Origin of the sequence: Collimonas arenae (assembly GCF_001584165.1) — a bacterium.
In the GTDB taxonomy this organism is placed as follows: Bacteria; Pseudomonadota; Gammaproteobacteria; order Burkholderiales; family Burkholderiaceae_D; genus Collimonas; species Collimonas arenae.
Genome location: NZ_CP013233.1, coordinates 4,187,543 through 4,199,781 on the forward strand (window position 1 = coordinate 4,187,543; position 12,239 = coordinate 4,199,781).

The window sequence follows — 12,239 nt, forward strand, 5'->3', positions numbered from 1 at the left end:
TAACGGCTTTTTGTCACTCAATTTTTACGGCGATCCCAGGAATTTGGATTCAACCATCAACATAATTGTCTTGTTGAGACCGTTAGCGCGAGTTGTCATTTTTTAAATTCTGTTTTTGAATCCGATTTCTGCTTCCCTGCGTATCACTCTACAGACCCCCGCTCCTGGGGCAGCCATCGAATGATATTTCCCGCAGAAAGCAAGCAGATGAAAATCGCGGTCATTGGTTCGGGCATTGCCGGACTCTCTTGCGCCTACCGACTGACCAAGTCGGGTCAGCAGGTCACGCTCTATGAGGCCAACAACTACTTTGGCGGCCATACGAACACCGTCGACGTGACGCTGGACGGCCAGACCTACGGGGTGGATACCGGGTTCCTAGTCTTTAATCATCGCACTTATCCGACACTAGTCAAGCTGTTCGACGAACTGGGATTGCCACTGCGGCAACAGACATGTCGTTCTCGGTGAAGATGCCGATTGCTGCCGGTGACCGCATGCGCCTGCTGGAATGGGCTGGCTCCAATCTGGACAGCGTCTTTGTCCAGCGCCGCAATCTGTTGAGCCCGCGCTACCTGCTTATGCTGCGCGACATCCTGCGCTTCAATCGGCAGGCGACCGCGCTGGCGCTTGGCGACTATACAGGCCAGACATCACTGGGGATGTTTCTGGAACAGCACCGCTACAGCCAGCCATTTCGCGACTGGTATCTGTTGCCGATGGCCGGCTGCATCTGGTCTTGCCCGACCGAACAAATGCTGGCATTCCCCGTTGCGAGTTTTGCCAGGTTTTGCCATAACCACGGATTGCTACAAGTCAGCGACAGGCCGCAGTGGCGCACGGTACAGGGCGGCGCCCGTCATTACGTCGAGAAAATGCTGGCCGCGATCCCGCACAAGCATCTACAAACTCCGGTAACAGCGATATCCCGCATCGGCCATGGCGCCAACTGGCAAATCCATCTCGAAACCCGCAATGGCAGCCACTGCTTCGACCATGTCGTCATGGCCGGGCACAGCGATCAGAGCTTGCGCCTGCTGAAAGACGCAACAGCACAAGAAGCCGAGTTGCTGGCGGCGATCAGCTATCAGCCGAACCGGGCGGTGCTGCATACCGACGCCAGCCTGCTGCCGCAGCGGCGCAAAGCCTGGTCGGCCTGGAACTATCAGAGCTCGGGCGGTCAGGAGCAAAAAGTGTGCGTCCACTATCTGCTTAACCAACTGCAGCCGCTGCCGTTCAAGACGCCGCTGATTGTTTCGCTGAACCCGATCGAAGCGCCGGCGCCGGAGACCGTGATCGAAAGCTTCGACTATGCGCATCCGGTATTTGATGCCGCCGCCGTCGACGCCCAACGCCAGTTCGCCGCCATCCAGGGGCAACGCAACACCTGGTTTGCCGGCGCCTGGATGGGCTATGGCTTCCACGAAGACGGCTTGAAGTCCGGTCAGGCTGTGGCGCAGGCGATCCAGAAAATCGCCGTGACTGCAGTGTCGGATCTGCATGGCATGGCCGCCTGAGCCGCGACACAGATTAACGGACCCGCCATGCAACCGATCCCTCATCAGCCCCAACTATGCTTCGGCACAGTCCGCCATCTGCGCCTGAAGCCCAAACGCAATGCATTCAGCTACGGCGTCTATTACCTGCGTCTACCGCTACGCACGCTCGCCGCCGACGGCTTCGACAACCTTTTTTTCTCGCGCAACCGTTTCAATCTTTTGTCGTTTCACGACGAGGACTACGGCGATGGCAAACAAACACCACTGGAATGGATCGACGCCTTGCTGCATGCTGAAGGAATACATGACGCCAGCGGCGAGATCTGGCTGCAGACGTTTCCGCGCGTGTTCGGCTACGCCTTCAATCCGATTTCATTCTGGTTCTGCCATCGTGTCGATGGCGCCCTACGCGCGGTCTTGTGCGAAGTGCGCAATACATTTGGCGAAAAGCACTGCTATCTGCTGGAGGGACCTGGCGGAGCGGAGATCCCCTTCGGCCTTGAATTGCGTGCCGATAAAGTTTTTCACGTATCGCCATTCTGCCGCGTCGAAGGCATTTATCGCTTCCGCTTCATGCGTACCGAGCGCAGCGCCGAGCACCGGCAATACGAACACACCACAGCCCGCATCGAATACGAAGATGGCGGCGGCCCGCTGCTGATCACCAGCATTTGCGGTCGTGCGGCTACAACAGCAGCGATTTCCAACGGTGCAATTGCCCGGGCGATGCTCGGTTACCCGTTGATGACGTTCGGCGTGATCCTGCGAATTCATTGGCAAGCACTCAAATTGTGGCTCAAGCACATTCCCTTTTTCAGCAAACCCGTTCCGCCATCCAGTGAGGTGACAAAATGAATTCCGATTCTACCCATTCCAACGCATTCGACTTCAGCCCGAACACCGGTTATTTGTCGACCGAATCGTATCCGGCGCAGGCAAGATTCATCCTGCAGATGCTTGGCAAGCTCGAACATGGCGCACTGACGATGCAATTTCCGGATGGCCAGAGCGCGACGTTCGGCAAGGTGAACGAGCAACATCCAAGGCCGTTGACGATGACCTTGAAAAACTGGGATGTCTGCCACGCCGCGCTCAAATCCGGCGATATCGGCTTTGCCGAAACCTATATCGACAAACACTGGACTACCGACAACCTGCACGGCCTGATCGAATTATTCATCCGTAACCGGCAAGCGGTCGAATCGGTCATCTACGGCAACTGGTGGGGCAATCTGCTATATCGCATCAAACATCTGTTCAACAACAATAGCAAAGCCGGCAGCCGCAAAAACATCCATGCTCACTACGACATCGGCAACGATTTCTATCAATTGTGGCTGGACCCTTCAATGACCTATTCCAGCGCCCTGTTTTCCGACGGTCACGTTGAAAACCTGCAAGAAGCACAGCTAGTCAAATACCATCGCATTCTCAAGCAGCTCAACATAGGCGACGGCGCGCGTATCCTGGAGATTGGTTGCGGCTGGGGCGGCTTTGCAGAAATCGCTGCGCGCGAAGCGTCGGCCCATGTGACCGGGCTGACCCTGTCCACCGAACAGCTGCAGTTCGCCAATCAACGCCTGCAGCAAGCCGGTGTCGTCGACCGGACCGAGATGCTGCTGCAAGACTATCGCGACATTGACGGCCAGTTCGATGCCATCGCGTCGATAGAAATGTTTGAAGCGGTCGGCGAAAAATACTGGCCTGGATATTTCTCCTGCGTCTCGCGCAATCTGAAGGCCGGCGGACGCGCCTGCATACAAAGCATCGTCATCGCCGACGAACTGTTCGAGCGCTATCGCAAAAGCACCGACTTTATCCAGCAATATATTTTCCCGGGCGGCATGCTGCCTTCGCCCTCGGTCTTTTGCCGCAACGCCGAGCAGCACGGATTGAAAGTGGTCGATACGCTGTTGTTCGGCATCGACTATGCACGCACCCTGGCCGAATGGCGGCAAGCGTTCAAGCAGCAACTGCCGCGCCTGTTAACGCAAGGATTCGATGATCGTTTTCTGCGTACCTGGGATTTTTACCTGGCGTATTGCGAAGCAGGTTTCCGCGCCGGCAGCATCAATGTCGCGCAATTCACTTTGCAAAAAATCTAACCTGCGGAGCGCCACATGCCGATCCGATTGCTTTCCGTATCGCTGCTGACCATGTTGACCGTGAATAGCGCCAGCTCTAATAGCAGCGATGCGCTAGAGACGCGCATCGCTGCGCCACCGCATGTCCAACGGGCGGTCCCCGACGCACGCCTTGCCGGCCAGGGCAGCTTTCGCTGGTTCGGCCTGCTGGTCTACGATGCGCAGTTCTGGGTGGGGCCACAAGGCTATCAGGCAAGCGCTCCCGATATAGCGCCATTTGCGCTCGACCTGCACTATGCGCGCTCCTTAGATAGCGACAGCATCGCCGAAACCAGTATTGAAGAAATGAAAAAAGTCGGCACTCCCGGCGATGCTCCCTACGACCGCTGGTTGTTGCAGATGAAAGGCGTGTTCAAGAACGTCGTCAAAGGAACGCATATCACCGGCATCTTCCTTCCCAATTATGGCGCGCGCTTTTTCCTGGACGGCAAGGCGCTCGGCGACATTGCCGATCCGCAGTTTTCCCACGCATTTTTTTCCATCTGGCTCAGCCCGAAAACCAGCGCCCCGGCATTACGCAAGAAATTAATCGCCGACGCCGAGCAGCGCTGATGGACACCTATCGCTTCCCGGCGCTGTTGGCATACGGCCTGTTCGGTATGCCGCTGGCGCTGGTGGCGTTGCCGGTATATGTCTACGTGCCGCATTTCTACGCCCAGCATTTCAATCTGTCGCTATCGGCGATCGGCGGCATCTTGCTGGCCGCCCGCCTGTTTGACGCTTTCCTCGATCCGGCGCTGGGTAGCTGGCTCGACCGCTCCGGTAGCGCAGACCGCTACGGCAGGGCCATCAATATCTCGTTGCCGTTCCTGGTAGTGGGCCTCTGCGGCTTGTTCCTGCCGCCGGCCATGGCCGCAAACTTCCCGCTGCCGTGGCTGCTTGCTACGTTGCTGGTGGTGTACATCGGCTTCAGCATGGCGACCATCGCCCATCAAAGCTGGGGCGCCGCCCTGACCCAGAGCCAGGCACAGCGCAGCCGCCTGACGGCAACCCGCGAATCTTGTGGCCTGCTCGGCGTCATCCTCGCGGCCATCTTGCCCGGCACGCTGGGCATGCAATGGCTGCCGCTGATCTTTGCCCTGATTCTTTTTTCCAGCGCCCTGGTGTTGCGCACTGCGCCGCGGCCGCTGCTGGTAACTGGAAGCAAACCAAGGTCGGCGGCCGTTGCTGCATTCGAGCCCTTTCGCAATAGCCGCTTCCGCTGGCTGTTTGCCATCTTCCTGCTCAATGGCATTGCATCGGCAATTCCGGCGACGCTGTTCCTGTTTTTTGTCGACGACCGATTGCAACTTGCATCCTGGGGCGGTGCGCTGCTGGTGCTGTACTTCGTTGCCGGTGCGGCGTCGATGCCAGGCTGGTATTTGCTGGCAAGGCGCTATGGCGAAGCCCGCGCCTGGCTGACGGCGATGCTGCTGGCGATCTGCATATTTATCTGGGCTTACGCCTTGTCAGCCGGCGACCTCTTGCCGTTCGCCGTGATTTGCACGATGTCCGGCGTCGCCCTCGGCGCCGATCTGGCCTTGCCGCCGGCATTGCTGGCGGCAGTGATCGGCAAGGCAGGACACAGCGGCCAAAAAGAAGGCGCCTATTTCGGACTCTGGAACTGGGGAACCAAAATGAACCTGGCTCTGGCCGCCGGCATCTCGTTGCCGCTGCTGCAGTTTCTAGGATACGTGCCGGGAAGTGCAGACCACCGTGGCGTACAAGCACTGTCATGCGCTTATGCGTTTTTGCCGTGCGCCCTCAAATTAATTGCCGCGTTCACGCTGTGGCGAGCGCCTCTTCGTGACATCTGAATAACGCCAACATATGGAGCAATCATCATGCAATACCTAAAATCCACTTTACTAGCACTGACCATGCTGCTGACAGCCTGCAGCACGCCGGTGGAACCGGCATATTACGCAGATCAAAAGCCGCTCTTGAGCATGCAGGATTATTTCAATGGCACACTTGATGCCTGGGGCATGTTTCAAGATCGTTCGGGCAAAGTGGTCAAACGCTTCACCGTGGTCATCGACTGCAAGTGGCAAGGCGATACTGGCACCTTGGATGAACACTTCACCTACGCCGACGGCAGCACTCAACAACGCATTTGGACGATCAGGAAGACCGGCGACAATACCTACATCGGCAGCGCCGCCGATATCGTAGGCGAAGCCATCGGCCACACTGGCGGCAATACCTTGCATTGGGCTTATGTGTTGGCCTTACCGGTCGATGGCAGGGTAATCAACGTTACGCTGGACGACTGGATGATACTGATGAACGACAAGATCATGCTCAATCACGCAGTGATGAGCAAATATGGCATCAAACTGGGCGATATCACTTTGTCGTTCAGTAAGCGCCGCCAGGATAAATGAAAATGAAACCCCTGAATCCTCCCATCAAGGAATGGCGCAACCTGCGTGTCTGGATCATTGGCGCGTCGAGCGGCATCGGCGCCGAGACGGCGCTGCTACTTTTGCAGAAGGGTGCCCGCGTCGCCCTGTCCGCACGCAATACGGGGGCATTGGAAAACATCACGCAAGCGCATCCTGCGGCGCTGACATTGACGCTGGATATCACAATTCCCGCGAGCGTCGCTGCGGCGCGCGATGTCATCATGCAGCGGTGGCAAGGTATTGATCTGATGCTGGTTGTGGCCGGCGCCTACAATGAAATGCGCGCCGATAATTTCGACCTGAAAATCGCCAATCACCTGCTGGACACCAATCTGCACGGCGTCTTCAACTGCCTGGATGCAACCCTGCCGATTCTGCTGGCGCAGGGTGCGGGAGCAATCGGCATCGTCGCATCGGTGGCGGGATATAGCGGCTTGCCGAAAGCGATGGTGTACGGGCCGTCGAAGGCCGCATTGATCAATTTGACGGAATGCCTGTTCCTCGACCTGCGGCCGCGCGGCATCGGGGTGTATCTGGTGAATCCGGGCTTCATCGACACACCTCTGACGGCCGGCAACGATTTCAAGATGCCGGCGCTGATGCCCGCCGCTGATGCCGCATCGGCGTTGGTCAAAGGCCTGGAATGCGGCGACTTCCACCTGCACTTTCCGAAGCGCTTTACCAACTGGCTGCGGCTGGCGCGTCTGCTGCCATATCGCGCTTATTTTGCATTGATCCACAAGGTGACCGGATTATGAGCATCACTTCACATCAACATGTATCACGCGTGGTGGATTTCTTTGAAAATCTGTCTCCGGACAATTTATCCAGCATACCGCTGATCTATGCCGACAATGCCTGGTTCAAGGATCCGTTCAACGAAGTGCGCGGAGTGGTGGAAATCAATAGGATCTTCGCTCACATGTTCTTACAGGTCGACGTTCCGCGTTTCGTTGTCACCAGCCAGACGGTAGAAAACCAGAGCGCCTTCCTGACCTGGGATTTCCGGTTCAGGATGAAACGTTTTTCAACCACAGGACAGTCGATACGCGGCGCCACACATCTGCATTTCAACGATGCCGGACTGGTCACCTATCATCGCGACTATTGGGACGCGGCGGAGGAGTTGTATGAAAAACTTCCGCTACTGGGTGGCTTGATGCGCCTGCTGAAACGCGCAGCGCGGAACTGATCGCCGGCGTTTCCAGTATTCGAATTACTTGGTAGCCGTTTTAGCTTTTCCTGTCCGTGCCCCAGGTTTGACTGCGGTCTTCTTGACGACCTGCTTCGGCGCTGCCTTGCTGCGCGGCTGGGCGCCTGCTTTGGCGGCGCTCTTTGCAGCTGGCTTTTCCACCGGCCGCGAGGCCTTTTCCGTTGCAGCCACACTATTGACGGCTTGCTTGAACTGATTCTGCAGCAGATCCCACCAGGCGTTGGCGTTCCCCAGGGAGGCAGCTTCGGCTGTGGTTTGTGCGTTTTCAGGCGCTGAGGGAGCGGCAACCGGCTCGGGTTCTTCCTCTGGCTCGGCTTGCTTCGCCACTGATGCCGCATCGGCACCCTGCCCAGGATTCATGAACGAAAATGGAAATCCGGGCGGCATCGTCCATGCGTTGGCGGCTGGCTCATCGGCGCCGCTGTCCCGGCTATCAGTGCTCGACTGGCTGACTGCCGCCATCGCTTGCAGCGCAGTCAGGGTCGCGCTTTGCACTTCCAGCGCCTGAATTGTGGTGCGCAACATGTTCAGGTTCAGGTTCAACCATGACTCCACCGCTTTCAGGTCGGCGATCTTCTTGTTGATCTCGTCCACCGATAAGGTCGGTACAACCATGCCAGGCACACCCATGCCGCCCCACATCTTCTTGATAAACTCGAGACTGTCCTGCATTGCATCAACTCCTGGAATATTTGAATGACTCATTACAATCTCCTTCAGAGATAGACTGTCCGACAAACGCTTGCGCCGGCATATCAGGGCCGCTGCATCTTGCAGGTAGTGGGCATTGCCGTTGCCGCAGGTGCCAGATAACGCTCGGTTCTGAAACCGTAGCCACTGCCCTCATTATCAAACCGGATACCGCCATCGGCAAGCTTTTGCATCACGGCGACATACAGCGGCTGAATCAGCTGATGATCGTCCGCACGCATGCTGGCTTCGTGGAAAGCACTCTTGTAACGCGCGCCTTCCAGCGCCCGCGCCACCGCCACCGCATCGGTGCTTTGCGCTTTCTCGATTGCCGCCGCCAACATGTCGATCATGACATCCATCCGCAAAAACAGATAGTCGTCTTTTGGCAGCGGATAACGCTGGCGGAAACTACGATAAAACGCATCGCTAGCGCTGTTGCTGATGCCGTCGGCAACATTCGGATGCCACTCGGCAACCGCGCGCACCGTTCCGACGCCGGCATCGCCGATCGCTGCCGGCGCCCCCAGGCTATTGGCATAGAAAGTATAGAACTTGAGGCGCAACCCGGCTTCCTTTGCAGCCTTGACCAGCAAGGTCAAGTCGTTACCCCAGTTGCCGGTGATGACCGTATCGGCACCGCTGGCGCGGATTTTGGCAATGTACGGCGCAAAATCCTTGATCTTGCCGATCGGATGCAATTCATCGCCGACGATCTTGATATCCGGCCGCGCCACCTCCAGCTGACGACGCGCGGCCTTGGCGACCTGTTGGCCGAAACTGTAGTCCTGGCCGATCAAGTAGACGCTTTTTGCCTGGCGGTCGCCCTTGATGACTTCAATCAATGCACGCATGCGCATGTCGGCATTGGCATCGAAACGGAAATGCCAGAAACTGCACTTTTCATTGGTCAATGCCGGATCGACCGCCGAGTAGTTCAGGAACAACACACGGTTGTTCGGGGTCCTGGCGTTGTGTTTGTTGATCGCCTCGACCAGCGCGCCGGCCACCGCAGAACTATTGCCCTCGAGCACGAACGGGATTTTCTGGTCAGTCAATTGCCGCAATTGCAAGAGCGCGTCCTCAACGCCCTGCTTGCTATCGAATACGGTCAAGGCCAGAGGATGACGGCCATCCGGCAAACGTACGCCGCCGCGCGCGTTGACCTGCTCCACCGCGAACCGGATATTGCGCTCCACCGCCTCGCCAGCGTTGGCAAAGGGACCCGACATGCCTTCGATCATGCCAAGCCGGATCGGCGGCAAGTTGGTAACCGCAGGTGCGGCAGATGCGGGCAACGCTGCGGCGCAAAGCACCGTAGCGCATACCAGGGCGATACTGGCTACATGACGAAGACGATAAAACATCGGCGGTTATTCTTCTTTGATGGAAATGCAATATTTTACGTGGTTTATCGAAACCTCCCCCTGTGTTGTCGGGTCAATCACGGCGGATACGTTTACACTATGCGGATGTCGTCGCCTTCTTCTCCCCCTACAACTTCAGACTACACCTTGACCGGCCGCCGCTGGCTGTGGGTGCTGGTGCTAACGATCGTGTTGCACGTCTTGCTGATTAGCTGGGGCAGCCGCCAGTTCAGCGTTTCGCAGCCGGTAAATCGGCCGGAGCAAATCATCCTGGCCGACCTGGTGCCATTGCCACCGGTCGAAAAGCCGGTGATGTTGCCACAACCAGACAAGCCCAAGACCAGCGCACCCAAACGCGCCGCGCCGGCAGCCAAGCCGCGTCCGGCACCGATTGAGCAGGTGCCGGATACACCAATCAGGGAGACTGTTACCCCCATCGTCGACGTTGCTGGCGCCCCTGGGAACGACGCCGTTGCCGGTGCCGCCGCTCCCCCTGAAGCTGCGCCGGCCGCAACCGAACCCGCAGCGGCGCCAACCGAAACGGCCACCAAGGCAGGCAAGCAATACCGGACCAACCCGCCGCCATCTGCCGAGTTGAAATATGACGTGGAAGCGCTGAACAAGGGCCAGAATTACCATGGCAGCGGCAAAATCACCTGGCATACCGATGGCGGCAGCTACACCATGAACCTTGAAGCCGGCGCGCTGTTCTTCACTGTCCTTGACGTTAAAAGCGAAGGTGAAATCAATGGCTTCGGCATCTCACCGATTACCTTTACGCAAAAGCGTTTCCGCAAACAACCGACCATCACGACCTTCCATCGCGAGCTCAATCAGATCGTGTTTTCAGATTCCAACAATAGCTATCCGCTCAGCGGCGGCGAGCAGGATCGCTCCAGCGTGGTGTGGCAACTGGCCAGCATCGGCCGTGGCGACAGCAGCCAGTTTGCTCCAGGCGCGGTGATCGACATGTTCGTAGCCGGCCCCAAGGATGCCGAAACCTGGCGCATGCAAGTGATCGGTGAAGAACAGATTAGCGTCAACGGCGACAATACCGACGTGTGGCACGTGATCCGTATCCCGCTGGCAGGCTCCCACGAACAGCGGCTCGATATATGGCTAGCGCCACAGCAGGAATGGTATCCGGTCAAACTGCGCTTTACCGAAACCGATGGCGACTATACGGACATGTCGCTATCCAAATTGAAGCGGCTCGATACTGCCGCGGCGAACTAATTTCTTGTTATTGCCGTCTGACACCAAGACCCGCACTCAATATCTGCATCATTTTTTGGAAAACCATGAAATCAACCTTACTCCGTCTATCCCTCGCCACGGCACTATGCGCCAGCACGCTGACTGCCTTCGCAGCAGACGCCGATCACCCGACGCACAAATACAAGATTGACCTGCCGCCGTCGGCCGACCTCAGCTATACGATCCAGGCCAAGCAAGGCGGCATGACGATCAGCGGCGAAGGCTCGCTCAAATGGCAAGTCGGCGACAAGCATTTCAGCGTCAATTCGGAAACCCGCGCCATGATCGTCGGCAAAATCCTGGAAGCATCCAGCGAAGGAGCGATCGACGATTATGGCCTGGCGCCAACCCAATTCGTCAACAAGCGCTTTCGCAAGGAAGCTACCACCACTACTTTCCATCGCGATAGCGGCACTATCGGATTTTCCGAATCCGCCGACAGCTATCCGCTGAAAGGCGGCGAGCAGGACCGCACCAGCATCATCTGGCAATTGATTTCGGTTGCGCGCGCTGCGCCGAAGCAATTCAAGCCGGGATCGGACTGGACCTTCTTTGTGGCCGGCATGCACGATGCGGAGCCATGGACATTCAAGGTCATCAAGAATGAGAAGATCAGCACGCCGATGGGTGAGCTGGAGGCCGTGCACATTTTCAAGGCGCCGCCGCCGGACGCCAAGGATCAACAGGTGGATATCTGGCTGGCGCCATCGCTGGAATGGTATCCGGTGCGGCTGCGTTTCACCGAACCGAACAACGACTACGTCGAACAGAACCTGCGGCAGGTGAGCAACAAGGCCGTCAAATGACGGCATTTGCAGCAGCCATGGCTGCGGCGGCATAAAATCACCCTATTCAACATTGATACAGTAAATCCTATGACTACACCAAACGGCGCCATCGTCCTGTTCAGCGGCGGCCAGGACTCGACCACCTGCCTGGCCTGGGCTTTGTCGCGCTACGAGCGGGTCGAGACCATCGGCTTCGATTATGGCCAGCGGCACGCGATCGAACTGACCGTGCGCCCGGTCCTGCTGCAAAAAATCCGCGAGCAGTTCCCGCAATGGGCCGGAAAACTCGGTGAAGACCACATGATCGACCTGTCGCTGATTTCGAAGATTTCATCGACGGCGATGACCGAGGACGTCGAAATCGTCATGCAGGAAAACGGTTTGCCGAACACCTTCGTACCCGGCCGCAACCTGCTGTTCATGACGGTCGCCGCCACCGTAGCCTACCGGCGCGGCTTGAATGTGCTGGTCGGCGGCATGTGCGAAACCGATTTCTCCGGCTATCCCGATTGCCGCGACGACACCATGAAGGCGTTGCAGGTCGCGCTGAACCTCGGCATGGCAACGCAGCTCAAACTGGAAACGCCACTGATGTGGATCGACAAGTCGGAAACCTGGAAACTGGCTCAAGACCTCGGCGGCGAAGCACTGGTAGACCTGATCCGCGCCGACACCCATACCTGTTACCTGGGCCAGCGCGGCGCGCTGCATGACTGGGGCTACGGCTGCGGCACCTGCCCGGCCTGCGCGTTGCGGGCGCGCGGCTACCAGCAATTCAAGCAGACTGGCGGCGCCTGAAGCAATTCGACAACCCGGCGGCAAACCCGCAGGCAAATAAAAACGGCTGGTAGATATTCTCTACCAGCCGTTTTTTTCAACGCTCACTTCAACACT

General features: G+C 57.7%; 12 protein-coding genes and 1 pseudogene. 11 read left to right on the plus strand and 2 right to left on the minus strand.

Translation table 11 applies throughout. The annotated features are described in order from the left end of the window. Positions 1 to 207 precede the first annotated feature (207 nt). The 8 genes and pseudogenes from CAter10_RS19190 (at position 208) to CAter10_RS19225 (ending at position 7,222) form a co-directional block, all read left to right on the plus strand. A pseudogene (locus CAter10_RS19190) lies at positions 208 to 1,517 on the plus strand (NAD(P)/FAD-dependent oxidoreductase). Positions 1,518 to 1,544: 27 nt separating this feature from the next. Next, positions 1,545 to 2,354: a DUF1365 domain-containing protein gene (locus CAter10_RS19195; protein ID WP_061534681.1), complete on the plus strand. Its 810-nt coding sequence runs from the start codon at positions 1,545 to 1,547 to the stop codon at positions 2,352 to 2,354. Next, entirely contained in the window at positions 2,351 to 3,604 is a 1,254-nt protein-coding gene (locus tag CAter10_RS19200; RefSeq protein WP_061534682.1) for an SAM-dependent methyltransferase, read from the plus strand. Before CAter10_RS19195 ends, CAter10_RS19200 begins: the two co-directional genes overlap by 4 nt. 15 nt (positions 3,605 to 3,619) lie before the next feature. Beyond that, positions 3,620 to 4,195, plus strand: coding sequence for a chalcone isomerase family protein (locus CAter10_RS19205; protein WP_061534683.1), 576 nt, complete (start codon positions 3,620 to 3,622; stop codon positions 4,193 to 4,195). Next, positions 4,195 to 5,439, plus strand: a complete 1,245-nt coding sequence (locus CAter10_RS19210; RefSeq protein WP_082797990.1) for an MFS transporter — start codon at positions 4,195 to 4,197, stop codon at positions 5,437 to 5,439. The genes CAter10_RS19205 and CAter10_RS19210 overlap by 1 nt, the downstream gene beginning before the upstream one ends. A 27-nt stretch (positions 5,440 to 5,466) precedes the next feature. Continuing rightward, positions 5,467 to 6,009, plus strand: coding sequence for a DUF3833 domain-containing protein (locus CAter10_RS19215; protein WP_082797991.1), 543 nt, complete (start codon positions 5,467 to 5,469; stop codon positions 6,007 to 6,009). Between the two features lie 2 nt (positions 6,010 to 6,011). Then, positions 6,012 to 6,788 carry an SDR family NAD(P)-dependent oxidoreductase gene (locus tag CAter10_RS19220; RefSeq protein ID WP_335339703.1) on the plus strand — a complete coding sequence of 259 codons (777 nt, stop codon included), beginning with the start codon at positions 6,012 to 6,014 and terminating at the stop codon, positions 6,786 to 6,788. Continuing rightward, entirely contained in the window at positions 6,785 to 7,222 is a 438-nt protein-coding gene (locus tag CAter10_RS19225) for a nuclear transport factor 2 family protein (RefSeq protein ID WP_061534686.1), read from the plus strand. Before CAter10_RS19220 ends, CAter10_RS19225 begins: the two co-directional genes overlap by 4 nt. Before the next feature lie 24 nt (positions 7,223 to 7,246). Here the strand turns inward: CAter10_RS19225 and CAter10_RS19230 are convergent, their stop codons facing one another. Continuing rightward, a complete protein-coding gene (locus tag CAter10_RS19230) occupies positions 7,247 to 7,948 on the minus strand; it encodes a PhaM family polyhydroxyalkanoate granule multifunctional regulatory protein (protein WP_082797992.1) in 702 nt (233 codons plus the stop codon). 50 nt (positions 7,949 to 7,998) lie between these two features. Beyond that, positions 7,999 to 9,300 (minus strand): branched-chain amino acid ABC transporter substrate-binding protein, encoded by a 1,302-nt coding sequence (locus CAter10_RS19235; protein WP_061534688.1) that lies wholly within the window; start codon positions 9,298 to 9,300, stop codon positions 7,999 to 8,001. Between the two features lie 105 nt (positions 9,301 to 9,405). On the opposite strand from CAter10_RS19235, the gene CAter10_RS19240 reads away from it, so the two are divergent. From CAter10_RS19240 to queC, 3 genes are all read left to right on the plus strand, one after another. Next, complete coding sequence (locus CAter10_RS19240) at positions 9,406 to 10,536, plus strand: DUF3108 domain-containing protein (RefSeq protein ID WP_082797993.1); 1,131 nt, start codon at positions 9,406 to 9,408, stop codon at positions 10,534 to 10,536. A gap of 65 nt (positions 10,537 to 10,601) precedes the next feature. Beyond that, a complete protein-coding gene (locus CAter10_RS19245; RefSeq protein ID WP_061534690.1) occupies positions 10,602 to 11,363 on the plus strand; it encodes a DUF3108 domain-containing protein in 762 nt (253 codons plus the stop codon). Between the two features lie 69 nt (positions 11,364 to 11,432). Then, positions 11,433 to 12,143: a 7-cyano-7-deazaguanine synthase QueC gene (gene queC / locus CAter10_RS19250; RefSeq protein WP_061534691.1), complete on the plus strand. Its 711-nt coding sequence runs from the start codon at positions 11,433 to 11,435 to the stop codon at positions 12,141 to 12,143. The last annotated feature ends 96 nt before the right edge of the window (positions 12,144 to 12,239 follow it).